Genomic DNA, 25200 nt, shown 5'->3' on the forward strand with positions numbered 1-25200 from the left:
CCCACGCCCCGGGCCGTATCGCGCGGGCCGGGTCAGCCCAGGGCCTTGACGATCTCCCGGGCGAGCGGGGCCGCCGAGGCCGGGTTCTGGCCGGTGTACAGGTTGTCGTCGACGACCACGTGCGGCGCCCACGGGCCACCCTCGCGGAAGTCGACGCCCAGGTTGATCAGCCGGTCCTGGAGCAGCCAGTGCGCCCGCTCGCCGAAGCCCGCCTGGATCTCCTCGGCATTGGTGAACGCGGTCAACCGACGGCCGGCGAACGGCGACGTGCCGTCCGCGTCCGCCGTGGCCAGCAGCGCCGCCGGCCCATGGCAGACCACACCCAGCGGCTTGCCCGAGGCCAGCGCCGCGACGAGCAGCGCGCCGGACGTCGCGTCCACCGCCAAGTCCTCCATCGGCCCGTGTCCGCCCGGGTAGAACACGGCGGCGTAGTCGGCGAGTTCGACCTCGGCCAGGTCCAGCGGCGCACGCAGCGCGGCGAACCGGTCCAGGCCCGCGGCGACCTCCGCGGCCCCGTCCGGACCGCCGTTCACATCCGGAGCCAGGCTCGCCGCGTCGACGGTCGGCACCACTGCGCCGGGCGTGGCCACCACGGCCTCGTGACCGGCCGCGGTGAACGCCTCGAACGGGGCGACCGCCTCGTCCGCCCAGAAGCCGGTCGGGTGCCGGGTACCGTCGGCCAGCGTCCAGTGGTCGGACCCGGTGAGCACGAACAGGATCTTCGCCATCTGTCATCCCTCCATTCGAGGCGGCCGAGCGGGGTGTGCCCGGGCGTCCTCGTGCGATCGGCCGGCACGCCCTCGCGCCGTCGCGTCGAACGTAGATCGCCTACCCATCAGGGTTCAAATAGGCTCTCCCTTATGAGCCATGCGAATTCCGATGGATCGGTGAGCGCGGAGCGGGCGTCGGAGCCGACGCCCGCTCCGGCACCGGCGTCCGCGATACCGGACGTGCGCGGCCCGTTGGACCTGAGCCTGCTGCGCACCTTCCTGGCCGTACACCGGGCCGGCTCGTTCACCGGTGGCGCCCGGGTCCTGGGCCTGTCCCAGCCCACGGTCACCACCCAGATCCGGGCGCTGGAGCGGCGGCTGGGTCGCACGCTGTTCGAGCGGCTGCCCCGGGGCGTGGCGGCCACACCCGTCGCCGACGACCTGGCGGTGCGGGTCGCGGCACCGCTGGACGCGCTCGCCGAGGTGACCGAGCCGGACCGGTTCGGCGTCGACCCGCCGGCCGAGCCGGTGCACCTTGCCGGTCCCGCCGACATCCTGTGCACGCTCGTCCTGCCCGCGCTGGTCCCGCTGATCGAACGCGGCGTGCTGCTGCGGATCGCCACCGGGCTGACCGACGACCTCCTCGAGGGGCTGCGCGCGGGTCGGCACGACCTCGTGCTGGCCACGATCCGGCCGCGCGGCCGGACGCTGGCCGCCGTACCGCTGATGGACGAGGAGTTCGTGCTGGTCGCGGCGCCGGTGTGGGCACGCCGGGTCGACCCGGCGCGGATCGCCGCCGAGGGCCCCGCCGCGCTGCGCGGAATCCCGCTGGTCAGTTACGCCGAGGACCTGCCGATCGCCCGCCGCTACTGGCGACATGTGTTCGGCACCCGGCTCACCGAACGTGCCGCGATCACCGTCCCGGATCTGCGCGGCGTACTGGCCGCGGTGGTCGCCGGCGCGGGCCTGACCGTACTGCCGCGCTACCTGTGCGCGGCCGAGCTGGCGACCGGCGCGCTGGTGCCGCTGCTCACCCCCGACGACCCGCCGATCAACACCGGCTTCCTGGTACGCCGTGCGGGCGCGGCGCAACACCCGCATCTGGGCCTGGTGGAGCAGCGGTTGATCCGGGCCGCACGGGGGTGGTGAGGCGGGCCGCGATGGGTCGAGCCGCCTCGATCAGGCCGCCGCGACCGCCCGGGTGAGTTCGGCGAGCAGGTCCGCGCCGCTCCAGTGGCGGGATTCGCCCGGCGGGGCGGCCTCGGCCTCGCGGATCAGTTCGATCAGGCGCGCGTTGGCCGGAGCGGTCAGGCCGTTGCGCCCGGCGATGGCCAGGATCTCGCCCTGGACGCTGTCTATCTCGGTGGGCCGGCCGCGTTCCAGGTCCTCCCACATCGAGGAACGCGCCTGCGCGTCCACCCGTAGGGTCGAACTCGCCAACCGGCGGAACAGCGGGTCGGGCAGCGAGAGCAGTTGTCGGGTGCGCGCGGCGGAGGCGGGGCCGAGCTTGGCCGGGTGGATGCCCGCGGCCCGGAAGGCGGCCAGCGCCTCGCCCTGGCACAGCGCGAGGCAGGCCCGGTAGTCGCGCCGGCCGAGTTGGTCGCGCAGCGGCAGGCCGGACAGCGCGTTGATCGCGTTGTTCAGGTTCATCAGCAGCTTGGCGTGTTGTACCTCGGGCATGTCCTCGCGGACCTGGATCGGTACGCCCGCCTCGACCAGCACGTCGACCAGCGACAGCGCCCGGGGGTTCGCGTCGATCATCAGCGCGCCCGAGGTGCCCTGGTGGAACACGGCGGGCTCGGTGCGGACGACGTTGAACGGGACCATGCCGGCCAGCACGGTGTGCGCGGGCAGCGCGGCGCGCAACACGGCGGGATTGCGTACGCCGTTCTGCAGGCTGACCACGAGCGCGGCCGGGCTCAGCCGCCCCGCCAGTTCCCGGCCGGCCTCGGCGGTCGCCGCCGACTTGACGGTGACCAGCACGAAGTCGGCGCCGGCGACCGCGTCGGGCGTGGTGGCCACGGTCAGCCGCTCCGGTTCGACCACCGTCGGGGGCCGGCCCGCCCCCGTCACCGTCAACCCGTCCCGGAGCGCGTCGGCGAGGGCCGGTCGGCCGATGAGCGTGACGTCGGCGAATGCGGCGAGCCGACCGCCCAGGTAGCCGCCGATGCTGCCGGCGCCGAAGATCGCGATCCGGGTACGGGGCCGCGAACGGGGAGCGGGTTGGGACATCTACAACCTCCGCCTACGGGTGGGGCGGGCCAGGGGCCGGCCAGGGGACCAATCCGCAAGGGTACGTCCCCGCACCGCACCCGTGTTCGAGGCGTCCGGGGCGAGTCGCCCACGTGCCGCCCGGGCCGATGTGCGCTTGACCCTGCCGTTGGCGGCAGGGTCGGAGCATCGCCGCATGGACACCACCGAAACCCCCACCGCCGGCCCCCGCATCGTGCTGATCACCGGCGCCGGCACCGGCATCGGCCGGGCCACCGCCCGCGCGTACGCCGCCGAGGGCGCCCACGTGATCGCCGTCGGCCGTCGCCGCGAACCCCTCGCCGAGACCGCCGAGGGCCACGACCGGATCACCCCGCTCACCGCCGACATCACCGCCGAGGGCGAGCCCGAGCGCATCGTCCGCGCCATCGCCGAGGCACACGGCCGGCTCGACGTCCTGGTCAACAACGCCGGCATCGTCGGTATCGGCGGGCTGGGCGCCTACACCCGCACCACGATCGACCCGCTGCTCGCCACCAACCTGATCGCCCCGCTCCTGCTCACCCAGGCCGCACTCCCCCTCCTGGAGCGCGCCGGCGGCGTGATCGTCAACATCACCACCTCGGTCGGCCAACGCGCGTGGCCGGGCAACTCGCTCTACGCCGCGACCAAGACCGCGCTCGAACTGCTCACCCGCAGCTGGGCGGTCGAGCTGGCCCCGCGCGGCGTACGGGTGGTCGCGGTCGCCCCCGGCGCGGTCGGCACCCCGATCGCCGACCACAACGGGGTGAGCCCCGAACGGCAGGCCGCCATCCGCGCCTGGCAACTGGCCCACACCCCGCTCGGCCGCATCGGCGCCCCGGAGGAGATCGCGTGGGCCATCACGGCCCTGACCGCTCCGGGCGCGTCCTTCGTCACGGGCATCGTGCTCCCGGTCGACGGCGGCGCGGTCGTGGGTTAGGGCGTGCCCGGCGTGGGTTGGGTCCGGCCGGCCGGGCGGGGCCGGCCGGTGGAAGGCCCGAACGGTTCCGCCGACGGCGGGGGTTCGACCGGTCCGTCCCGTACCCGCCGTGCGAGGATCGGGTGGATCGGGCCGGGGTGCCGACCCGTCCAGGCGGGCCGGGAGGGTCGGGTGCGGATCGGGGAGTTGGCGGACGCGACCGGGGCCACCCCGCGCGCGTTGCGGCACTACGAGCAGGCGGGGCTGATCGAGTCGGCGCGGGCGGCGAACGGCTACCGGGAGTACGACGCGCGGGTGGTGGCCCGGGTCCGGTCGATCCGGGACCTGCTCGCCGTCGGCCTGACGCTGGACGACGTACGGGCGTTCCTGCCCTGCCTGGACGCCGGGGTCGACGTCGCCGCCCGCCCCCCGTCGGACACCGCCCTGCGCATCGCCCTCGATCGGCTGGCCGTACTGGACGCCCGGATCGCCGCGCAGACCACGGCCCGCGACAACCTGGCCGCGGCCCTGCGCCGCGCGGGCGTCGAACGCATCCGCAGCGCGTAGGGCCGCCGGTGCCGGCCGCCACCCGGAACCGCGATGTCACACCCGCCGGGGCTGTCTCGTCTCGGCCGTCTTCACCGACGCCGAACGCGCCGCCTTGGAGCCGACCGAACAGGGCACCCGCAATAGCGGCACGACTGCGCCCCGGACAATCCGAGTTCACCGACGAGCACGTCACCCGCCCGCCCGGGGCCGACGCGGCCCGATCACGGCGAGATCCGAAGGACGCACAGCGACGGGGGCCCGGCCCGGCTTGGTCACGCTCACAAGAGGCGGATGCGGGTGGGCAAGGGGATTCGGGGCCCGGGGGGACGGCCCGGGGACGGTGTTGGTGTGTGCGTTCGAGCGGTGCGGGTCGGGGGCGGTACGGGTCAGGAGGCCGTTGTCGGTTCCAGGGAGCGGTCGTCGGTGCGGACCGCGTCCAGGTATTCGGCGATCGCGTCTCGGTTGCGGATCAGGCAGTTGACGCGTTCGGTCATCCGGTCGCGCTCGTGTTCGAGCGTGGCGATCATCTCCGGCGTCGCGTCGGGGAAGTGGATGATCCTCGGCTTGTCGAGGCAGGGGAGGATCTGCCGGATGATCCGGGTCGGCAACCCGGCGTCGAGCAGGCCCCTGATCTGCATCACCCGGTCCACGAAGAACTCGTCGTAGTCCCGGTATCCGTTCGCCGAACGATCGGCGACGATCAGGCCCTGTTCCTCGTAGTAGCGCAGCAGTCGTCGGGGGGTACCGGTGCGCTCCGACAACTCTCCGATACGCATGTGATCCACCTCACGTCTCGTCGCTTGACCTTCACATCAATGTGAGGGTTCGAGCATACGCAGCATGAGCAACGACATCACCGCACAATCACCTTCCCACACCACGATCGCCCACCGAAAGCTGCCGATGGGCGCGCTGTTGGCACTGGCCACCGCGGTGTTCACGACCAGCCTGACCGAGACGCTGCCGGCGGGGGTGCTGCCCGCGATGAGTTCCGACCTCGGGGTCGGCGAATCCGCGATGGGCCAATCCGTGACGATCTACGCGATCGGTACCGCGCTGACCGCGATCCCGCTGTCGGCCGCCACCGCCGGGTGGCGTCGCAAGCGGCTGTTGCTGACCGCGATGGGCGGCTTCGCGGCGGCCAACACGGTCACCGCGGTCTCGGCGAACTACCCGCTCACCATGGTCGCCCGCTTCGTGGCCGGCGTGGCCGCGGGCGTCGCCTGGGCGCTGCTGGCCGGATACGCCCGCCGCCTGGCACCCCCGCACCTCCAGGGCCGGGCGATCGCCGTCGTGATGGCCGGCATCCCCGTCGCGCTGTCCCTCGGGGTACCCGCCGGCACCTTCCTCGGCGACGCGTTCGGCTGGCGCACCACCTTCTGGATCATGACCGCGCTGGCCGTACTGTTGATCGCCTGGATCGTCGCGCTCGTCCCCGACCACCCCGGCCAACGCCCGGACGAACGTAAGCCCCTGCTGCGCACGGTGGCCATTCCCGGGGTGGGCCCCGTCCTGTTCGTCACGCTGGTGTTCGTACTGGCGCACACCATCCTCTACACCTACATCGCCTCCTACCTCGACCACGTCGACATGGACGGCTCCACCGACCTGGTCCTGCTCGTATTCGGCGGCGCGTCGCTGGTGAGCATCTGGATCGTCGGCGCGCACATCCACGGCCGGCTGCGCGCGCTCACCATCGCCGCCACGCTGGTGTTCGCCGCCGGAGCCGGGGTGCTCGCGGTGCTCTCCGACAGCCACGCCATGGTCTACCTCGCGGCGATCCTGTGGGGTCTGGGCTGGGGCGGCGCACCCACGCTCCTCCAGACCGCCGTCGGCGAGGCGGGCGGCGAGGACGCGGACGCGGCGCAGGCCGTGCTCGTCACGCTGTGGAACGTGGCGATGGCCGGCGGCGGTGTGGTCGGCGCGATCCTGCTCGACGCGCTCGGCGCCACGTCCTTCCCGTGGAGTGTGCTGGTACTGCTCGTTCCGGTCCTGGCCGTGGTGATCGGCGCCCGTGCGCACGGCTTCCCGGCCCGACGCGGCGCCTTCGGCGAGTGATCCGGGGCGCTCGACGACACCGCCGCGACACTCCCGACGATCCGACCCGACCCCCGCCTTCACGACGGGGGTCGGGTCACTAGGGTGCGGACATGAGCGCGCAGGGATATCTCTCCGAACTGTTCTCGCTGGACGGCCGGGTCGCCGTGGTGACCGGCGGCAGCTCCGGCATCGGCCGGGCCATCGCCGGGGCGCTCGCCCGGGCGGGCGCGAGTGTCGTGGTCCTCGCCCGGCGCGAGGCCGAACTGGTGGCCACCGTCGACGAGTTGACCGGCCGGGGAGCCAAGGCGGCCTGGGTGAGCGCCGATCTGGGCAGCCGCGCCGGGGTACGGACCGCGGCGGACGCGGCGGCCGAGATCTTCGGTGAACCCGACATCGTGGTCAACAGCGCCGGGATCAACCTGCGCCCGCCGATGGGCGACATCGACGACGACGTGTGGGACACCACGATGGCGGTGAACCTGACGGCGCCCTACCTGCTCGGGCAGCGGTTCGGACCCGGCATGGCCGAGCGCGGCTACGGCCGGCTCATCCACGTCTCCTCGCAGCAGGCACACCGCGCGTTCGTGCAGAGCGGCGTCTACGGCGTGTCCAAGGGCGGGTTGGAGTCGCTGGCCCGCTCCCAGGCCGAGGCCTGGTCCCCGCACGGCGTCACCGCCAACACGCTGGTGCCGGGGTTCGTGATGACCCTGCTCAACGCCCGACTGTCCTCCGACCCGGAGCGGGTCGCCGCGCTGGCCGCTCGCACCATGGTCGGACGCAACGGCGTGGCCGAGGACTTCGCCGCCGCCGCGGTGTTCCTGGCGAGTGCCGGTTCGGCGTATGTCACCGGCCAGTCGATCTTCGTCGACGGCGGACTCTCGGTGCATTGAGCCCTTCGGGCTCGGCGGGGTGAAGGCCCGGGACCGGTGCGGGAGCGGCCTGTCGCCGCGACGGCTGCCTGTCCCGGCGCGAGCGAGGACCGGCGCGAGCGGGCGCGGGCGAGGGCCGACGCGAGGCGGCCCTCGCCCGGACGGGCGATTGCGGCAGGGGCGACGGGAAATGCGGTGGACGGCCGGTCGACCGTCGCCGATGATCCGCTGGTGAACAATCCCGTCGATGCCTCCCGCCCCCCGTCCACCACCCCCGAGCGGCACGTCCGCTGGATCCCGCTGGTCGGCCGACCGCTGACCGCCCTGCTGGCCGGGGACCTGGCCGAGGCCCGCGAGCAGACCGGCCTCGACCTGCCCGAGTTCTTCGTGTCCGAACAGGCGCGCCGGCTGTGGCGATACCGCTTCGACCAGGTGACCGCCGACCCGGCGAGCGCCCCGTGGCTGGTCCGGGCGGCGGTCTCCGAACCGGACAGCGCGGTGGTCGGCTACGCCGGCTACCACGGGCCGCCGGATGGGAACGGCATGGTGGAGATCGGCTACACCGTGGTGCCGGAGGCACGCCGCCGAGGCTACGCGCGGGCGATGCTCGGGTCGCTGCTCGTACGCGCGGCCGAGGAGCCCGACGTGCGGGTCGTCCGGGTGACCATCTCCCCCGACAACCACGCGTCGCTCGCGACCATCAAGGGCTTCGGCTTCGTCGAGAAGGGCGAGCAGATGGACGAGGAGGACGGGCTCGAAATCATCTACGAGGTCCCGGCCGATCGCATCCCGACCACCTGACCTGCCCCGTCCCGGGCCGTGCGGCCGACTCGCCCGTGGTCAGGACGCGCCGGCCCGGGAACCCTCGGCGGCCGAATCCCGCTCCGCCGCCCGGTCGCCGTTCCCCGCCCGGCGGAAGTTCAGCGCGAACAGCGCGGCCACCCCCGCACCGACGGCCGCGCCGAACACCGCGACGCGCAGGCCGTGTGCGGTCGCCACCCGCAGCGCCTCACCGCTTCGGCCGCCGCCCGTCCCGGAGTTGGCCAGTGCGACCAGGACGGCCAGGCCCATCGCACCGCCGACCTGTTGCCCCGTGGACGCCATCCCCGACGCCACGCCCTGCTCCGGGGCCGGCACTCCGGTCGCGGTGGCGGCGAACATCGTGGTGTAGACGACGCCTTGGCCGAGCCCGAAGACCAGCAGGCCGGGAACCAGGTCGAGGTAGGCGCCGTGTGCGGAGATACCCAGGCCGATCGCCACCAGGCCGAGTGCGCTCGCGGCCAGACCGACGAGCAGTGTGGACCGTACGCCGAACCGGGTCGCCGCCCGCCCGCCGAGCAGCGAGCCGACGAAGCCCCCACCCAGCGGGATCAGGAACGCGAAGCCGGTGCGCAGCGCGCCATACCCGTGTACACCTTGAAAGTAGACGGTCAGGAAGTACGGCAGGGTGCCGAGCGTGGCCATGAACAGGAACGTCACGGCCATCCCGGTGCCCAGGTCGCGGTTGCGCAGCAGGTGCGGCGGCATCAGCGGGTCGGCGGTGCGCCGCTCGATCGGCGACAACCCGGCGAGGGCGACGATCCCGACCGCGCCGGCGGCGAGTACGCGCGGTGAGCTCCAGCCCTGTTCGGGTCCCTGCACGAGGGCGAACACGATCGACGTGGAGCCGACCGTCGCGGTCAGCGCTCCGGGCGCGTCGAAGCGGCGGCCGACGGTGCGCTCCGGATCGGCCGGCAGTGCGACGAACGCGAGCAGCGCGGCGCAGCCGGCCAGGGGCACGTTGACGAAGAACACCGCCTGCCAGCCCAGCGCCTGGGTGAGTACGCCGCCGAGCAGCGAACCCAGGATCAGGCCGCCGGAGCCGGTCGCGGCCCACACGGAAAGCGCCCGATTGCGCGCCGGGCCCTCCGCGAACATGGTGTTGACCAGGGACAACGTGGCGGGGAAGAGGAGAGCGGCGCCCAGGCCCTGCCCGGCGCGGGCCGCGATCAGCGTTCCGGGGACGCCGGCCAGCCCGCCCGCGAGGGAGGCGACCGCGAACAGGCCCAGGCCGAGCACGAACATCCGCCGCCGGCCCAGCAGATCGGCCATCCGACCGCCGAGCAGCAAAAACGCGCCGAAGACCACCGCATACGCGCTCACCACCCACTGGAGGGTCTGCGCCGAGAAGCCGACGCCCGCGCCGATGTCGGGCAGCGCGACATACACGATGTTGTAGTCGAGCGAGGTGATCAGACTCGCGAAAGCGAGCAACGCCAGGGCGGCGCCGGGTCGGCGGAGACCGGGAGCCGTATCGGATGCGGGCATGGCAAGCCTTCCGGGCAGGGCGAGGGGGGTCGCCGGTGTCCGTCCGAAAGGCGCCGGCGGTGACTCGCCGAACGCTGCCACGACCACGCCCCGCGCAGCAGTGGAGCGCCCACCCTGGGATCGCCGGTCCCTGGATGTCCGGGTCTCTGCCGGCCGGTCGCCCGGCGATCGAGGATCGGGGGAACACGGCGCGGGCCGACCCCCCGACGCGCCGCCCAGCCGAGGAGTCGAGATGCCGGTACAGCTCAACCACACCATCGTCGTCGCCACCGACAAGCGCCGCTCCGCCGCCTTCCTGGCGCATGTCCTGGGTCTGACCGTCGGCACACCCTACGGCCCGTTCCTCCCGGTGGGCACGGCGAACGGGGTCACCCTCGACTTCTGGGACGCGCCCGAGGAGCGGGTGACCCCGCAGCACTACGCGTTCCTGGTCGAGGAGGCCGAGTTCGACGCCATCGTGGACCGGCTGCGCCGCGCCGGGGTGACCGTGTACGCCGACCCGGACCGGCGCCTGGCCGGACGGATCAACACGTGGAACGGCGGCCGAGGCGCGTTCTTCGCCGACCCGGACGGCCACAACATGGAGATCATCACCCGGCCGTACACCTGACCGTGGCGGTCGATGGGCGAGGCGGGGGTGGTTCCGAAGCATGCCCCCGGTCGGCCCGGCCCGGCGCGGCCCTCAAGCGCGCCCGGTGTAGGCCCGATACAGCCGCTCCACGCCCTCGACGAGCCGCTCCGGGCCCTCGGCGTACGCGTACCCCACGCGCAGGTACGGGGCCGGGGGCTCGGCGGTGAAGTAGCCCGGTCCGGGCGTGACCGCGACGCCCGCGCGCAGTGCGGCCGAGGTCAGCGCCCGGACGTCCCGACCGTCGGGCAGCCGCAGCCAGAAGTGGTAGCCGCCGTACGGCAGTCGGGCCGGCAGCAGTTCGGGCAGCAGCCGGGTCAGCGCGTCGACCACGACCCGGCGTCGATCGCGCAGCGCGATGCCCAGCGTGCGCAGGTGTTGCGGCCAGCCCGGGGCGCCGACCAGTTGCACGGCGGTCTCCTGGAGCACGCGCGGCACGAAGAAGCTGTCCACCGCCAGGACGGCGCGCAGCCGCTCGAACGCCGGGCCGCGTGCGGCGAGGGCGGCGACCCGCAGGCTGGGCGAGCCGGCCTTGGTCAGCGAACGGATGTGCACCACCACGCCGTTCGGGTCGTCGGCGGCCAACGGCGCGGGCAGCGGCGGCGCGTCGCCGTGTACGAGCCGGCGGGCGAAGTCGTCCTCCAGGACGAACGCGCCCGCCGCGTGCGCGATGCGCACCACCTCCGCGCGCCGCTCCGGGGCGAGCACCGTCCCGGTCGGATTCTGGAACAGCGGCTGACAGACGAACGCGCGGGCCCGGGTGGCCGCGAACGCGTCGGCGAGCAGATCGGTACGCACCCCGTCGGCGTCCACCGGCACCGGCACCGGGCGCAGCCCGGCGGCCTGGGCGACGGCCAGTATGCCGGGGTAGGTCGGCGATTCGACCAGTACCGGCGACCCGGGCGCGACCAGTGAACGCAGCGCCGTGGTCAGCGCGTTCTGCCCGCCGGCGGTGATCAGCACATCCGAGCCGGCGACCGCACCGCCGATGTCCCGGGCGAACCAGGCACGCAGCTCGGTCAGGCCCTCGATGGGCGGTCGCTCCCACGCGCCGGGGCGCCGGCCGGCCCGGGACAGCGCGGTGGCCAGCGCGCGCTCGGGTTGCAGCGTCGGGTGCAGGTAGCCGCTGTTGAGGTCGATCACCTCGGGCGGGGCCACCGCGAGCGCGGACAACACACCGGTCGCGTCCGGGCTGCGCCGGGGCGGGAGGCCCGGTTCGGCGCTGAGCGCGACCTCCTGCCAGGAGGTGTCGCCGGTCGCCGGCACCGGGCGGGCGGGATCGGCGCGGTAGACGCCGGCACCGGGGCGGGAGACGACCAAGCCCTCGGCGGCGAGTGTGGCCATCGCGCGGGAGACGGTCACCGGGCTGACCCGATGGCGCTCGACGAGCCAACGACTGGACGGCAGCTTCTCACCGACCGAGTAGCGGTCCAACTCACCACGCAGAAGTGCCACCAGATCGACCGCACCGCTACTGTTGTGCATGACAGCACAGAATAGCGCTATCCGCCCGGCGTCGGTAGCGGTCGGCGGAACGGCCCTGGCGGCACTGGCGATCCTGGCCTTCTCGCTCAGCTTCCCGGCCACCGTCTGGGCCCTGGAGAGCTTCGGCCCGTGGAGCGTCACGGGTCTGCGCGGTCTGCTCGCCGCGCTGTTCGCCGGGGCGGCCCTGCTCGCCGTACGCGCGCCGCTGCCCGGTCGGGCGGACCGGCTCGGCCTGGTCGTGGTCGCCGTCGGCTGCGTCCTCGGCTTCCCACTGCTCACCACGCTCGCGCTGCAGACCTCGTCGACCGCGCATTCCGCGGTGGTGATCGGCCTGCTGCCGCTGGCCACCACGGTGTGCTCGGTGTTGCGCACCGGCGAGCGGCCGAGCCGGACCTTCTGGGCGGCGGCGCTCGCGGGGGCCGCGGTGGTCCTGGCCTTCGCGCTGACCCGCAGCAGCGGCGGCATCGGCTTGGCGGACGGGTACCTGTTCGCGGCCCTGGTGTTGTGCGCGGCCGGCTACGCCGAGGGCGGCCGACTGGCCGGACACCTCCCCGGGTGGCAGGTGATCGCGTGGGGCGTGGTGGCGGCGTCGCCGTTCACCGCGGCGACCGCCGCGGCGGGCCTGGCCACCGAGCCGGTCCACCTCGGCGGCCACGGCGTCGCCGGCGTGCTGTACCTCGCGGCCGTCTCGCAGTTCCTCGGCTTCGTGGTGCTGTACCGGGGCATGGCGAGCATCGGCGTCCCGGCCGCCAGCCAACTGCAACTGGCCCAACCGCTGCTGACGTTGCTCTGGGCGGTACTGATCCTGAACGAGACCCTGACCCCCTCGACGCCCCTCACCGCCCTCGCCGTCCTGGCCTGCATCGTCCTCACCCAGCGCACGAGATCGACAGCGCGACGCATGGCGGACGAATAGCGAATCGAACCGGCACGCCGTCCCGGCGCCGCGAAGGGCCGGGGCGGTCGGCGTCGGGGCGGGGCCGGGGCCGGGGGGAAATGGGTGGCCGGGCGGGTCGTCTCGGGGTCAGGATGCCCGGATGACTCATACGTTGTTGGCGTTTCTGGGTGCCTGTGCGTTGATCGCGGCCAGCCCGGGGCCGAGTTCGGTATTGATCATTCGGCATTCGTTGCGAAGTCGGCGGGCCGGGTTCGCGGCCGTGCTCGGGAACGAGAGCGGGGTGTTCCTCTGGGGGCTCGCGGCGGCCTTCGGGCTGACCGGGTTGTTGGCGGCGTCGCAACTCGCCTACGACATCATGCGCGTCGTCGGGGCCGTGGTGCTGGTCGGTTTCGGGGTGCAGGCCATCCGGGCGGCGCGGCGGGACGGGCTGACCGGGTTCACCGCCGCGGCCGAGGGGGCGGCGGGCGAGGAGGAGTCGGGCGGCGGGTGGCGGGCCTATCGGGCGGCCTTGACGCTGAACCTGGCCAACCCGAAGGCGGCGGTGTTCGCGATGTCGTTCCTGCCCCAGTTCGTCCCGAGCGGTTCGCCGCAACTGCCCTCGATGGTCGTGCTGGCCGCGATCTGGGCCACCTTCGAGATCGGCTTCTACGGCCTGTACGTATGGTTCGTCGGCCGCATGCGCACCGTGCTCGGCCGGGCCGCGGTGCGGCGCCGGCTGGAGCAGACGTCCGGCGGGGTGATGGTCGCCCTGGGCATCCGGATGGCCGTGGAGTCGTAGAGGCGGGACGGTCGGGTTCGGAGGGGACCGCCGTCCGCCGCGGCCGGGGCCTACAAGCCGAAGGCGTCGCGGCGGTCCTCCGGGACCAGGTGGGTGTAGTCCGGGTGCTTGGCGATCCAGTCGCGGATGAACGAGCAGTACGGCAGCACCGCCAAGCCCCGCTCGTGCACCGCGTCCAGCGCCGCGTGGGTCAACCGTCCGCCGAGTCCCCGGCCGCCGAAGCGCGGTTCGATCTCGGTGTGGGTGAAGGCGACCTCGTCGCCGCTGACGAAGTATTCGGCGAAGCCCGCGAGTTCGCCGGCCCGCAGCGGCGGCGCGACCGGGCCCGACGCGCCCTCCGCGGCGTTGTCGGCGGCGATGAATATCTCGTAGCGAGACTTCGCCGGGTTGTCGACGACGCGCGTTTCCATGCTGCTGCCTCCAGGCTCACGATCGAACGGTCGAACGGTCGGGTCGACGGCCCGGGGACCCGGACCCACGCGCACGCCCCTCGGCCGCACCGATCGCCGCTCGCGAACCCCCACCGTATCGACCCGGCGAGCGGGACCCGCGGGCCGCTCCACGCGATCCCGCCGACGGGATCCGCGCGTCACTCCTCCTCGTCGAGGTACACCTTGGTCCCGTCCGGGTACACCTTGTAGACCCGCCCGTTCTCCCCACCGATGGCCGGCAGACCCGCCGCGTGCAGCTCCGCGACGGCCTTCTCGACGGCCCTGGTCGCCAATTCCGCGGCCCGCTCCCGGCCGATCTCGTCGATCAAGGACTTCGTCATCGACGTCTCCTCATCTCCGTAACCCCGTGCGGCACCCGCGACTTCGCGGCCCGACCCCCAGGGTGCCAGGCGTGGTGCCGCCCCGACACCCCCGCACCGGGCGGCTCGGTCGGCGAACGCGTGTGCGGTCAGGCGGGGTCGACCAGTTCGGTCCGGTCCGTGCCGCCCGATCTGACCTCGAAGACGGTGAACCCGTGCGGCCCGGCCAGCACCTGGTGCACGCAGCCCGACGGGATGAACACGACGTCGCCCACCCGCATGTGCACTCCGCCGCTCAGCCCGTCGCCGGAGAAGACGTCGCAACTGCCGGCGGTGAGCAGCACGATGGTCTCCTCCCCCGCGTGGTGGTGCACGGCCGTACGCTCGCCCGGTCCGAGCGTGGCGAAGAAGCCGCACAGGCGCCCGGAGCCCACCGTCGCGGTGGACACGCGTTCACTGATCCGGATGCCCTGCGCACCGACGAGGTCGGCACCGGCGGGCACGAGCACGGCTTTGGTCATCGGTTCACGGTCACCCATGAGTTCAGGGTCGACGCCGCTCGAAGGCCGGAAACACCCGGTGGACCGAACGACACCGAATGGGCGAGCGCCGACCGGCCTTCGCCCCCGCTAGCGCGCGATGCGCTTCTCCACCTCCGTCGTGACCCGTTCCACCCCTCGGGCCAGGTCCCGCACGAGCCCGTTGACCCGGAGCGCCAGCGCCGATGCCACCGTGCCGGCCGCGCCGACGAGGTCGCCGGAGACCGCCGCCGGCACCGCTGCCGCCGCCGCGCCGCGTACCCCCGCCGGCGCGGCCGGGAACGGCAGCGGCAGCGGCCCCGCCTCCGAGCGCAGGTCGGAGAGTACGCCGCTCGCCAGCGCCAGCAGCGCGTCCGCGCCGGACACGTGGGCCTCGCAGTGGCCGTATCCCTTCAGCGCCGCGTGCAGGAAGGCGGTCGCGTACACGTTGGTGATCGCGTGCTGCTCGGCGAAGGTGATCGAGGGCTTGCCGTCCCGAGGCAGTCCGGGCAGGTGGATGTCCACGTCGCACGGGTCGAGGAACTGCACGTGGTTCCCGCCGGAGATCTCGACGTACGCCTTGTAGCCGCGCGGAACCAGGTCGAGGTAGTGCAGCCCCGATCCGGGGGAGATCCGGTCGTTCTGGCCGGACACGATCAGCGTGGGCGTGGCCACCGTGCGGATCTCGACGTCGATCCCCGCGTACAACGCGGCCTGCTTCACGTTGCGGCCCGGCGCGAAGCCCAGCACCGCGCGGATGCGCCTGTCCCGCGCCGCCGCGAGCAGCGCGCCGGCCCCGCCCAGGGACACCCCGACCGCCGCGAACGCGTCCCTTTTGATCAGGCCGCGCAGCGGGTTGAACCGGTCGTCGTCGATGTCCAGCAGCTTGTCGATGGCGTCACCGATGGTGTCCGCGTGCATGTGCGGGTCGAGCGCGAGGATGTTCTCCGGGAAATAGCGGAAGACGATGTAGCCGTGCCGCACCACGTAGTCGGTGAACCAGTCGTACATGTTCGAACCGGTCCAGGTCGCGGGCGCCATGATCACCGACGGGTACGAATCCTCGGACGGGTCGGCCGGGGCCAGCCAGCCGTCGTATTCGGCCGGGTAGCTGATCTTGGCGAGGGTGAACCCCGGCCCACCGGTCCAGAACGGGAACTCGATGGTGCCGATGTGGAAGGGTCCCGGCAGGTCCGGCCGAACCGGATCCCCGGGGACGAAAGAGGATGCCATAGCGGGAGTCAATCGCCCCGAACTCGCTGTGATACGACGAACGTTGGTCACAGTACGGTAACCCCGCCCGAATCCGGCGGCGCGGGCCCCGGGGTCAGTGATGCACCATCAGCAGCACCGCCCGATTGTGCTCGTCCAGCCCCCGGTACACGTGCGGTCGGGCCGCGTCGAAGCGGATCGAGTCGCCCGCCGCCAACTCCCGCGGATCGGCGGCCGGTCCGGTCTCCACCCGGCCCTCGGTGACCAGCAGGCACTCCTCCACGCCGAGCCGGTGCGGGTCGGACGCCTGTTCGGTGGCGTCCACGTCGAGTTCGTACAGCTCGACCCAGCCGCGCACGTGCACCCGGTGCAGCAGGCGGGCCCGGACCGCGTCGCCGCGCACCGTCGGGCCCTGGTCGGCCCGGACCACCGTGACGGCCGACGCGCCGCCGTCGAGCAGGCCGCCCAGCGGCACGTCCAGCGCGGCGGCGAGCGCCCACAGTGTGCTGAGCGTCGGGTTGGCCTCGCCCTGTTCGATGCCGTGCAGCGTGGTCTTGCTCAGCCCGGCGCTCGCGGCGAGGTCGGCGAGCGAGTGGCCGGCCGCCTCGCGCAGCACGCGGATGTTGTTGCCGATGTCGCGCGCGATGGTCATGCGGTTTCCCTTGCGATGGTCATGGCGTTCATTATGCTGGACCGACGTACCAGTTTACCGGCACGTTCGAAGGAGATCGGGATCATGGTCACTCGGGTAACCCGTCTCCGGCACATCCCGGGCATCGGCGTGGACAAGGTCGGCGACGCCGCCGACGCCGCGCACGACCCGGAATTGTTGCGCCTGGAGAACCTGGACACCGACATCCGCCCGCCGGCCGTGGCGCTGGCCGCCACTCGGGCCGCGATCGACGACGACGCCGCCAACAGCTACCTGCCGTTCCACGGCTCGGCGCGGCTGCGTGCGGCCGTCGCCGCGCACGTGGGCCGGATCGCGGGGCGCGCGTACGACCCGGACACCGAGGTGGTCAACGCGGCCGGTGGCCTCAACGGCGTGCTCGACGTGCTGCTCGCCACCGTCGAGCCCGGGCGCGAGGTGGTGATCGCCGACCCGATCTACGCCGGCCTGGTCAACCGGATCCGCCTCGCCGGCGGCGTCCCGCGCCATGTGCCGTGCCGGCCGAGCGCCGCCGGCTGGCACACCGATCCGGACGAACTCGCCGCCGCCGTCGGCCCGAACACCGCCGCCGTGCTGGTGATGGCGCCGGCGATGCCCACCGGCGCGCTGCTCGACGGCGACCACTGGGACGCGCTGGCCCGGGCGGTCGCCGCGCACGACTGCTGGGTGATCTACGACGCGGCGATGGAGCGCATCCGCTTCGACGGCAGGGCCCCCGACCACCCCGCCGCGCATCCGGGCCTGGCCCACCGCACGGTCACCTGCGGCGCGGCCTCCAAGGAGCTGCGGATGATCGGCTGGCGGGTCGGCTGGGTGGTCGGCCCCGCCGAGCTGATGGCCGACGTCAAACTCGTCGGCCTGAGCAATGTGGTGTGCCCGGTCGGCATCGCCCAGGAGGCGGTCGCCGCCGCGCTGTCCGCACCGGACGCCGACGCCGACGTCGCCGCGGCGACCGCGATCTGGCAGGGCCGCTGCGCGACGATCCTCGACCGGCTCGCCGACTATCCGTGCGTCCGCCCGCACGGCGGCTGGTCGCTGCTGGTCGACACCGTCGCGATGGGTCTGTCGCCCGAGGCCGCCGCCGAACGGCTGTTCCGGCTCGGCCGGGTCGCGGCCACGCCGATGAACGGGTGGGGGCCGGCGGGCGATACGTACCTGCGCCTGGTGTTCGCCAACGAGCCGACCGAGCGGCTGGACGACCTGCGCACGCGGTTCGTGGCGGCGTTCGGCTGAGCGGGCGGGGCGGGTGCGGCGGACACGGCGGGCTCGCCGGGCGCGCTCCTCAGCGGCTCGAATCCTCCGACACCAGGCGCAGGATCGGCCTGCCGGACTCGGTGCGGCGCAGATCGGCGGCGCCGAAGCCGAGTTCCGGGTCGGCGTCGTTGAGGATGCGGCACATCGCCTCCCTGGACTGGTTGCCCTCGGCCAGCAGCCGCCGTATCAGCGGCTCGTCCTCCGGCCGGTCGGCCCGCTCCGGGTCGGCGCTGCCCTCGTACAGCCGCTGCACCAGGTCGAGCAGCGCGTGGTCCTCCGGCCGGAGCGCGCCGGGGCGCCGGTTCCGGCCCGCCGGGTGGTTGCGCCGCAGCGCCGCGCCGGCGGCCACCGCCCGGACCGAACTCACGTCCCGCATGGCGGCGACGGCCCGCGCGGCCCAGGCGCGCGGGCTCTGCCGGCGTCGGTAGTCGAGCCGGTGTTCGGGCGGCGCGATGCCGCGCCGGCCGGCCCGTACGGCGGCCACGTGGGCACGCATCCGGTCCACCGTGGGCCCGTCGACCCACTCCAGGCCCCAGGCCGCGAATCCGTCCACGACGAGTCGGACCTCGACACCCGCGACACGTGCCAACTCCCCGTCGAGGCCGTACTCCCGGATCCCGCGATCGCTCACTGGCGTTCCTCTCCGAGCGCGTGATCTTCGTCCGGCCACTGCACCGGATCATGCCCATGCCCGGATACTCGAACACACTTTGAATCCGCAGGCCAAATCGGCGTCCCGGAGCGCGGGCGCCGCCCGGTTTCGGATCAGCGCGGCGGCAGTTCGTGGTGCATCCGGAGCAGGAAGTCGTGCAGGAGCGCACGTTCCCCGCCGTCCAGCGGGGCCAGGATCTCCTCCTGTACCGCGCGCGCCGCCGCCTCCTGCTCGGCCAGCGCGGCGCGCCCGGCCGGGGTGAGCGTGACCCGCACCCGGCGCCGGTCGGCCGGATCGCGCGTGCGCTCCACCCAGCCGGCGGCGGTCAGCTCGTCGAGCACCTTGACCACGTCGCTGGCATGGATCCCGAGGCGTGCGGCCAGGTCGCGCTGGGCGTGCGCGCCGAAGTCGGCCAGCGCGGCGAGCACGGCCGTGTGCCACAACCGCAGCCCCCGCAGCGCCAGTTGCTCGCCGAGCCGGCTCCGGGCCGCCTTGCCGACGCGAGAGAGCAGGTAGGTGCTGAGCGCGGTCAGCGTCGGGGGTGTGGTCTCGTCCATGACGTTATTGTAGGGTCACCCTAATCATTGGTGTACACCTATGAATAGGAGTTCCGATGGACGCCCTTCACCCGCGCCTGCTCGTCGACCGGTTCACCGAGTGTTTCCGCTTCTACGACGCGGTGCTGCCCGAGCTGATCGGCGCCACCCGGGCCGGGGGCGACGAGAACGGCCCGTACGCGAGCTGGGACGTGGGCACCGAGGGGGTGCTGGCCCTGTTCGACCGGGCGATGCTCGCCTCGGTGGTCGGCACCGAGGGTCTGCCGGCCGCCGCCCCGGGCCCGACCCGGGACCGCACCATGCTGGTCGGCCGGGTCACCGACCTGGACGCGGGCTACGCCCTGTGCCTGGCGCACGGCGCCCGCCCCGTCACACCGCCCACCCACCGCCCGGCCTGGGGCCCCACCCTGCACAGCGCCCACATCCGCGACCCGGACGGCAACCTGATCGAACTCCAGGTCTACTAGAGGCGGTTCGGCGCCGCGTCGGCGCGGTCTTCGGGGGTGAGCCGGGCGGTCAGCGCGGTCGCCGCCGCGTCCCGGGCCGACGTCGCGCCCCGGTCGTAGGCCGCCCGGTAGCCGTCCTCGCCCACGATCGCGACGAGGCGGTCGACCAGGGCCCGCAGATCCGGGCTGCCCGCGTCGAAGATCCCGCGCAGGGCCGTGCCGAGGCCCAGCACCTCGGCCGCGTCGACCGGCTGCCCCGTCGCCTCCAACAGCGCGGCGAGTTGCTCCGCCGTCGGCGCGACGTCGGCGAAATCGCCTCGCCGGATCGCGCCGGCCGCGGTGGCCGCCAGCAACTCCCGGACCCGCGTGGACACATCGTCGCCCTCGCCTTTCGCGGCCCGGGCCAGGAGGGTGGCCACGCGGCCCTTGGCGACCAGGTCGCCGACCATCTCGGCGGGCAGCGACAGGCTCTCGGCGAGCACGTCCAGCCGATCGAGCACCGCCTCGGCCGCCGCGAGATCGCCTCTCCGGCGGTGCAGTTCGGCGCGGCCGGAGAGCACGGTCAACTCCAGGTGCCGGTGGCCGCGCTCCCGGGCCCGCGCCTCGGCGACACGCAACTCGCGCTCCGCGCCGGCCAGGTCGCCGGCGCGCATCCGCTCCGCCGCGAGCATGCCCCGGTACATGGCCAGGTCGTCCTCGGAGCCGAGTTCGGCCATGAGCGCCACCGCTTCCTCGAAGGCGGCGACGGCCGGCGCGTGTTCGCCGCGGATCGAGTGGTGCGAGCCGACGGCCATCGACACCGACGCCAGGCCCCACCGCTCGCCCAGTGCCCGGAATCCGCGCAGCGCCTCGGCCCGCGCGGACGCGCCGGAGGTCCAGTCGCCGCGGTCGCTGCACACGAAGTCCGTCGCCCAGTGCGCGCATGCCCGGGCCCACGGGTCGGACCCGTTCGACATCCGGGCCAGTTCGCGCTCGCCGACCTCGACGTTCCCGGACAGGAACGCGGCCAGCGGCAGCCCGACGGCGAGCGCGGGATAACGCGCGACCACGTCCGTCCGGGCGCACTCGGCGAGCGCCGCGCGCAACTCCTCGCTGTCCGCGAGCCGGGGCACGGTGATCGCGGCCAGCACGTGCATCGCGCCGAACGCGGCCCGCGCGGCCTCGGGCAGCGCGTCGCCGAAGCCCAGCACCTCCGGGACGATCGTCTCGAACGGCGCGCCGATCCCGCGAATGCCCCAGTACCAGAACAGCGCGGCGGCGAACCGCGCGGCGGGCTCGGCCGCGCCCGCGTCCAGCGTGGCGCGCAGCGCGGCCGTCAGGTTGGCGTACTCGGCGTCCAGGACCGCCAGCGCGTGCAACTGTGCGGCGGTGCGCAGGAGCGGGTCGTGCCGCTCCGCCAGGTCCAGGCACCAGCGCTCGAACCGGGCCGCGAACTCGGCACGTTCGCCGGCGCGGTCCAACCGCTCCGCCGCGTAGGCGCGTACCGTCTCCAGCATCCGGTAGCGCGGTTCGCCGTCGCCGACCGCGTCCACAATCGACTTCTCCACCAGCGAGCCGAGCACGTAGAAGACGTCGTCCACGGCCAAATCCCCGCCCGCGCACACCACTTCCAGCGCGTCCACGGTCGCCCCGCCGGGAAACACCGCCAACCGGCGGGCGAGCATACGCTCCGGTTCGGCGAGCAGGTCCCAGCTCCACTCCACCACCGCGTGCAACGTGCGCATCCGGGGCGCCTCGGCCCGACTGCCCGCGTTCAGCAGCCGGAACCGGTCGTCGAGCCGCCGGGCGATCTGTTCCACGCTCATCGCCCGCAGCCGGGCCGCGGCCAACTCCAGGGCCAGCGGCATCCCGTCGAGGCGCCGGCAGATCTCCACCACCGGGCCGATCGTGGCCGCGTCCAGTCGAAAGCCCGGCCGCACGGCGGCGGCCCGGTCCAGGAACAGCCGTACCGACGCGGCCCGCGCGACCGTGTCCGGGTCCGGCGCGGCGCCGTGCTCGGGGATCGGCACCGGTACCGGCAGCGGCCCGACCCGGCACAGCGCCTCGCCGGTGATCCCCAGCGGCTCGCGGCTGGTGGCCAGCACGGTCAACCGCGGCAACCGGTCGAGCAGGCCGTAGGCCAACTCCGCCGCCGCGTCGACCAGGTGCTCGCAGTTGTCCAGGACCAGTACGGCCTCGCCCACGTCGAGCAGTTCGGCCACCCGCTCCAGCGGCGAGCCGGTCCGGCGCGGGCGGGCGTCGGAGGAGCGCAGGTCCCAGGAGCCGAGCGCGGCCGACACCGCGTCGAGCACGCCGTCCGCGCCGCGCACGCCGGCGAGCGGTACGAACCAGACCCGGCCGCGCCCGTGGGCCGGATGCCGGCTCGCCGCCTCCACGGACAACCTGGTCTTGCCCGCGCCGCCGGCGCCGACCAGGGTGACCAGGCGCGAGCCGGCCATCAGCTCGGCCAGCAGCCCCAGTTCCGCGTCGCGGCCGAAGAAGCCGGTCAGCCGGGTCGGCAGGTGATCCGCGACCGGCTCGGGACGGGCGGCGACGGGGCCAGCCAACTCGCCGCGCAGCACCGCGAGATGGGTCTCGCGCAGTTCGGGCGAGGGGTCCACGCCCAACTCCCCGGCCAGCCGGCCGCGTACCTCCTCGAACACGGCCAGCGCCTCGGCCTGGCGGCCCGCCGCGTACAGCGCGCGCATCCGCATCGCCGCGCTGCGCTCGCGCAACGGGTGCGCGGCGCAGGCCGCTTCCAGGTCGGCCAGCACCTCGGCGTGCCGGCCGAGCCGCAGTTGCGCCTCGAACCGGTCCTCGGCGGCGTCCACCCGCAACCCGTCCAGGCGGGCGGCGACCGAGCGCGCGAACGGCGCGTCGGCCAGGTCGCCCAGCGCCGGCCCCTCCCACAGGGCCAGCGCTTCGGCCAGCACCGGGGCCGCCGAGGCCGGGCGGTCCGCCGCCAACTCCCGTCGACCGCGCGCGGCCAGTTCCTCGAAGCGGCGCACGTCCACGTCCTCGGGGCGCAGCGCGAGCCGGTAGCCGCCGCCGACCAGGTCCACGGACACCCCGGCCGGCCGCAGCACCTTGCGCAACCGCGACACCAGCGTCTGGACCGCGTTGCCGGCGTCCGCCAGGGGTTCGGTGCCCCACAGCCCGTCGACGATGGTGTCGACCGACACGACGTGCCCGGCGTCCAGCGCGAGCCGGGCCAGCAACATGCGCAGCCGCGCGCCCCCGATCTCGATCGGTGTCCCGTCGTCCCCCTGAGCCCGAACCGTCCCGAGCAGTGCCACGCGCATCCGCCCAGGATCCCAGAGCCGCGAAACCGCCCGACGACCGGTGGTCGCGGGCGGCACGGGTCGGCGCGACGCGGGTCGCGAGCGGCGCGGCGGGCACACGGACACGCGCCCGGTCGGGGATGCCTCCCCCGGCCGGGCGCGCGGATCATGCCGTCATCGAGCGATCATCGAGCGGTCACCGCTACGGGCACACGCTCGTGCACGCCGTGCCGAACGCCGAGGCCGGCGCCAGCGGAATGGTGACCGAAGACGGGTTGGCGGGACCGGACTTGAGCTGCCAGATGCCGGCGAGCAGGCCCGGCGTCTGGGTCAGCGTGGCGGACAGGTGCGGGGTGTCCGCGGTGGTCACGTTCACCCGGATCCGGTGGCCGGGGGCGATCGAGGCGAAGGTCGGGAAGACCTCCACGTCGTAGCGCACGACCTGGTTCGTCGGCACGGACGAGGTGGTCGCCTGGGTCGACGGGTGGTACGGCATCAGCATGCTGCCGTCCGGGGCGTACCAGCTCTTGGCCGGGTCGATCGCGCGGTGCGAGCCGGCCAGGGCGCCGGAGCTGAGCGGCACCGAGGAGCCGTCGGGGGCGACGTCGGTGACGGTCACCACCCAGTGCGTCTCGGGAGTGTTGGACTGGGCGTACAGGGTCGCGCCGATCGGGCCGGCGAGCACCTTGGTCTCGGTCATCGGGGCGGTGGTGTAGACGAGCGAGCCGGTCCCGGTCTCCCGCGCGGTGTTGCTGTCGGTACAGGCCGGGTCCTTGATGAAGCCGCCGAGCCACTGGGCCGTCGAACGGGTGCACGGGCTGTTGTTGGCGGTCCAGCTGATCCACTCGCTGCCGTTGGCGGTGGGCGCGGTCGTGCTCAGCCCGCCGTCGTTGGCCGAGGCCGGGGCGCTGCCGGTGCGGCCCTTGTCCAGGTACAGGCGGGTGGGGTCGGCGCCGGTGAACGGGTAGGCGCGGGTGTCCAGCCAGCGGTTGGTGCCCAGTTCCTTCACGTGCAGCGGGTTGGGGTTCGCGGCGCCGGTGATGCCGGTGTCGATGCCCTTGAGCCACTTGTCGTACCAGCGCAGGTGCAGCGCGGGCAGGTCGAGCGTCGGGTCCTGGCGCGGGTCGTGGTACCAGGGGCCCATCAGGAGCTGGTAGCGGTCGGTGACCGGCTGGTCGGCGGTCATCGGCGCGCCGACCGGGCGACCGGCCCACGCGTTCTGCAGTCCGGCGTAGTTCATCAACGCGCCGCGCTGGAACAGGTCGTACCAGCCGCCGACGAGGAACGCCGGCACGCCGTTGGCGACCACGCTCGCCAGCATGTCGGCGGGGCGCCGCTGCTGCCAGAAGGTGCCGTCGTAGGCCTGTGCGCCGCCGCCGAGCAGGCCGGTGAGGATGGGCAGGTTGGACTGGGCGACGCCGCCGAGGTGCTGGATCTCCAGGGTGAGGGTGTCCAGGATGTTCTGGGTCGAGCCCTCGCGCAGTGCCTCGGCCAGCGGCGCGGTCATGTGCGAGATGCCGGTGTAGGTGAGCCAGAAGGACATGAACTGGGAGTCGGGGATGCCGCCCATGGTGACCAGTTCGCGATACAGGTCGTTGCCCGCCACGAGCGGGAAGATCGCCTTGATCGGCGAGTTCGGGCCGACGGCGGCGGCGGTCATGATCTGGTTGATGCCGGCGTACGAGCCGCCGTACAGGCCGACCTTGCCGTCGGCGTGCGGCAGCGCGGCGGCCCAGCCGGCCAGTGCGGCGCCGTCCTGGCCCTCGATCGGCGCCCACGGCGACCAGGAGCCGGCCGAGGTGCCGGTGCCGCGCACGTCGGCGCTGACGGTGATGTAGCCGCGCTGGGTGAACCAGGACAGTTCGGCCTCGACACCGCCCCGGCCGTAGGGGGTCTGGGTCAGCAGCACCGGGAACGACCCGGCGGCGGGGGTGGTGGTGCCGGCGCCGGCGGGCGTGCGGACGTCCGCCCGGAGCACGGTTCCGTCGGCCATGGTGACGGGGACGTTGAGCTGTGTGGCGACGCCGTACTGCGCGACGCTGCCCTGCACGAGCGGCGTCGCGGCGGCGGGCGTCGAGCCGGCCGGGACCGCGCCGAACAGCGCGGCGACGAGGGCGAGGACCGAGCCGAGGGACACGACGAGGCGGCGTCTGGACGCGGCTTGCCGAGTGGCCCGCTGTCTGCGGATGTGGACGGACACCCTGACCTCCAAAGGTCACGCGAGGGTGAAAATGAACAAAAACGGATGAAACGGACGAAGATGGCGCGTGTTTCGTCGGGGACGGTGGATCGGGGTGGATGGGGGTGTAACGAGGGTGCAGCGAGGGTGCAGCGAGGGTGGATCCAACCGGGGCGTGGGGGGGGGGGGGCCGGGGGGGGCCGCCAACACAACCCCGGGGGGGGGGGGGGGGGGGGCGCCCCCGGCGCCGCCCCCCCCCCCCCCCCCCCCCGGCGCCCCCCCCGGG

The 25200-nt window shown here is 73.8% G+C and carries 25 protein-coding genes; 11 read left to right on the forward strand and 14 right to left on the reverse strand.

What is annotated here, in order from left to right; translation table 11 throughout:
- Positions 1-32: 32 nt before the first annotated feature.
- Complete coding sequence (locus tag ACFRCG_RS30375) at positions 33-728, reverse strand: type 1 glutamine amidotransferase domain-containing protein (RefSeq protein WP_380037288.1); 696 nt, start codon at positions 726-728, stop codon at positions 33-35.
- Positions 729-860: 132 nt separating this feature from the next.
- On the opposite strand from ACFRCG_RS30375, the gene ACFRCG_RS30380 reads away from it, so the two are divergent.
- The gene (locus ACFRCG_RS30380) at positions 861-1859 is read left to right on the forward strand and encodes a LysR family transcriptional regulator (protein ID WP_380037291.1); all 999 of its coding nucleotides are present in this window, start codon (positions 861-863) and stop codon (positions 1857-1859) included.
- Positions 1860-1889: 30 nt separating this feature from the next.
- Here ACFRCG_RS30380 and ACFRCG_RS30385 read toward each other — a convergent pair whose 3' ends face one another.
- Positions 1890-2942 (reverse strand): 2-dehydropantoate 2-reductase, encoded by a 1053-nt coding sequence (locus tag ACFRCG_RS30385; RefSeq protein WP_380037293.1) that lies wholly within the window; start codon positions 2940-2942, stop codon positions 1890-1892.
- Between the two features lie 175 nt (positions 2943-3117).
- Here ACFRCG_RS30385 and ACFRCG_RS30390 point away from each other — a divergent pair, with 175 nt between their 5' ends.
- Both ACFRCG_RS30390 and ACFRCG_RS30395 read left to right on the forward strand, forming a co-directional pair.
- Complete coding sequence (locus ACFRCG_RS30390) at positions 3118-3882, forward strand: SDR family NAD(P)-dependent oxidoreductase (RefSeq protein WP_380037296.1); 765 nt, start codon at positions 3118-3120, stop codon at positions 3880-3882.
- A gap of 171 nt (positions 3883-4053) precedes the next feature.
- On the forward strand, positions 4054-4428 hold the full coding sequence (locus tag ACFRCG_RS30395; protein WP_380037298.1) for a MerR family transcriptional regulator: 375 nt from the start codon (positions 4054-4056) through the stop codon (positions 4426-4428).
- A gap of 368 nt (positions 4429-4796) precedes the next feature.
- Here ACFRCG_RS30395 and ACFRCG_RS30400 read toward each other — a convergent pair whose 3' ends face one another.
- On the reverse strand, positions 4797-5186 hold the full coding sequence (locus tag ACFRCG_RS30400) for a MerR family transcriptional regulator (protein ID WP_380037300.1): 390 nt from the start codon (positions 5184-5186) through the stop codon (positions 4797-4799).
- Between the two features lie 64 nt (positions 5187-5250).
- Here ACFRCG_RS30400 and ACFRCG_RS30405 point away from each other — a divergent pair, with 64 nt between their 5' ends.
- The 3 genes from ACFRCG_RS30405 (at position 5251) to ACFRCG_RS30415 (ending at position 8120) form a co-directional block, all read left to right on the forward strand.
- Positions 5251-6468 carry an MFS transporter gene (locus tag ACFRCG_RS30405; protein WP_380037302.1) on the forward strand — a complete coding sequence of 406 codons (1218 nt, stop codon included), beginning with the start codon at positions 5251-5253 and terminating at the stop codon, positions 6466-6468.
- Positions 6469-6560: 92 nt separating this feature from the next.
- Positions 6561-7340 (forward strand): SDR family NAD(P)-dependent oxidoreductase, encoded by a 780-nt coding sequence (locus tag ACFRCG_RS30410; protein WP_380037304.1) that lies wholly within the window; start codon positions 6561-6563, stop codon positions 7338-7340.
- A gap of 210 nt (positions 7341-7550) precedes the next feature.
- Positions 7551-8120, forward strand: coding sequence for a GNAT family N-acetyltransferase (locus ACFRCG_RS30415; protein ID WP_380037306.1), 570 nt, complete (start codon positions 7551-7553; stop codon positions 8118-8120).
- Positions 8121-8159: 39 nt separating this feature from the next.
- Here ACFRCG_RS30415 and ACFRCG_RS30420 read toward each other — a convergent pair whose 3' ends face one another.
- Positions 8160-9626, reverse strand: coding sequence for an MFS transporter (locus ACFRCG_RS30420; protein WP_380037308.1), 1467 nt, complete (start codon positions 9624-9626; stop codon positions 8160-8162).
- Positions 9627-9858: 232 nt separating this feature from the next.
- Here ACFRCG_RS30420 and ACFRCG_RS30425 point away from each other — a divergent pair, with 232 nt between their 5' ends.
- Positions 9859-10236 (forward strand): VOC family protein, encoded by a 378-nt coding sequence (locus ACFRCG_RS30425; protein ID WP_380037310.1) that lies wholly within the window; start codon positions 9859-9861, stop codon positions 10234-10236.
- A gap of 72 nt (positions 10237-10308) precedes the next feature.
- On the opposite strand, the gene ACFRCG_RS30430 is transcribed toward ACFRCG_RS30425, so the two are convergent.
- A complete protein-coding gene (locus ACFRCG_RS30430) occupies positions 10309-11739 on the reverse strand; it encodes a PLP-dependent aminotransferase family protein (protein WP_380037312.1) in 1431 nt (476 codons plus the stop codon).
- Between ACFRCG_RS30430 and ACFRCG_RS30435 the strand changes: the two genes are divergently transcribed.
- Together ACFRCG_RS30435 and ACFRCG_RS30440 are read left to right on the forward strand one after the other, a co-directional pair.
- Positions 11738-12655 (forward strand): DMT family transporter, encoded by a 918-nt coding sequence (locus ACFRCG_RS30435; RefSeq protein ID WP_380037315.1) that lies wholly within the window; start codon positions 11738-11740, stop codon positions 12653-12655. The genes ACFRCG_RS30430 and ACFRCG_RS30435 overlap by 2 nt on opposite strands.
- Before the next feature lie 121 nt (positions 12656-12776).
- Positions 12777-13415, forward strand: a complete 639-nt coding sequence (locus ACFRCG_RS30440; protein WP_380037317.1) for a LysE family translocator — start codon at positions 12777-12779, stop codon at positions 13413-13415.
- 50 nt (positions 13416-13465) lie between these two features.
- Here ACFRCG_RS30440 and ACFRCG_RS30445 read toward each other — a convergent pair whose 3' ends face one another.
- The 5 genes from ACFRCG_RS30445 to ACFRCG_RS30465 all read right to left on the reverse strand — a co-directional run bounded on the left by ACFRCG_RS30445 (position 13466) and on the right by ACFRCG_RS30465 (position 16548).
- Positions 13466-13825 (reverse strand): GNAT family N-acetyltransferase, encoded by a 360-nt coding sequence (locus ACFRCG_RS30445; protein WP_380037320.1) that lies wholly within the window; start codon positions 13823-13825, stop codon positions 13466-13468.
- A gap of 179 nt (positions 13826-14004) precedes the next feature.
- A complete protein-coding gene (locus ACFRCG_RS30450) occupies positions 14005-14187 on the reverse strand; it encodes a hypothetical protein (RefSeq protein WP_380037322.1) in 183 nt (60 codons plus the stop codon).
- Positions 14188-14315: 128 nt separating this feature from the next.
- On the reverse strand, positions 14316-14687 hold the full coding sequence (locus ACFRCG_RS30455; RefSeq protein ID WP_380037324.1) for a cupin domain-containing protein: 372 nt from the start codon (positions 14685-14687) through the stop codon (positions 14316-14318).
- A gap of 108 nt (positions 14688-14795) precedes the next feature.
- A complete protein-coding gene (locus ACFRCG_RS30460; protein ID WP_380037326.1) occupies positions 14796-15917 on the reverse strand; it encodes a hypothetical protein in 1122 nt (373 codons plus the stop codon).
- A gap of 94 nt (positions 15918-16011) precedes the next feature.
- Positions 16012-16548, reverse strand: a complete 537-nt coding sequence (locus ACFRCG_RS30465) for a helix-turn-helix domain-containing protein (protein ID WP_380037328.1) — start codon at positions 16546-16548, stop codon at positions 16012-16014.
- Positions 16549-16632: 84 nt separating this feature from the next.
- Between ACFRCG_RS30465 and ACFRCG_RS30470 the strand changes: the two genes are divergently transcribed.
- Positions 16633-17799 (forward strand): pyridoxal phosphate-dependent aminotransferase, encoded by a 1167-nt coding sequence (locus ACFRCG_RS30470; protein WP_380037330.1) that lies wholly within the window; start codon positions 16633-16635, stop codon positions 17797-17799.
- 49 nt (positions 17800-17848) lie between these two features.
- Here ACFRCG_RS30470 and ACFRCG_RS30475 read toward each other — a convergent pair whose 3' ends face one another.
- Both ACFRCG_RS30475 and ACFRCG_RS30480 read right to left on the reverse strand, forming a co-directional pair.
- The gene (locus ACFRCG_RS30475) at positions 17849-18451 is read right to left on the reverse strand and encodes a hypothetical protein (RefSeq protein ID WP_380037332.1); all 603 of its coding nucleotides are present in this window, start codon (positions 18449-18451) and stop codon (positions 17849-17851) included.
- A gap of 134 nt (positions 18452-18585) precedes the next feature.
- Complete coding sequence (locus ACFRCG_RS30480; RefSeq protein WP_380037334.1) at positions 18586-19029, reverse strand: MarR family winged helix-turn-helix transcriptional regulator; 444 nt, start codon at positions 19027-19029, stop codon at positions 18586-18588.
- 56 nt (positions 19030-19085) lie between these two features.
- Between ACFRCG_RS30480 and ACFRCG_RS30485 the strand changes: the two genes are divergently transcribed.
- Complete coding sequence (locus ACFRCG_RS30485) at positions 19086-19496, forward strand: VOC family protein (protein ID WP_380037336.1); 411 nt, start codon at positions 19086-19088, stop codon at positions 19494-19496.
- Here the strand turns inward: ACFRCG_RS30485 and ACFRCG_RS30490 are convergent.
- Complete coding sequence (locus ACFRCG_RS30490) at positions 19493-22756, reverse strand: BTAD domain-containing putative transcriptional regulator (protein WP_380037338.1); 3264 nt, start codon at positions 22754-22756, stop codon at positions 19493-19495. The genes ACFRCG_RS30485 and ACFRCG_RS30490 overlap by 4 nt on opposite strands.
- A gap of 181 nt (positions 22757-22937) precedes the next feature.
- Positions 22938-24935, reverse strand: coding sequence for a CocE/NonD family hydrolase (locus tag ACFRCG_RS30495; RefSeq protein ID WP_380037340.1), 1998 nt, complete (start codon positions 24933-24935; stop codon positions 22938-22940).
- Between the last annotated feature and the right edge of the window lie 265 nt (positions 24936-25200).

Source organism: Embleya sp. NPDC056575 (assembly GCF_042793325.1).
Lineage (GTDB): Bacteria > Actinomycetota > Actinomycetes > Streptomycetales > Streptomycetaceae > Embleya.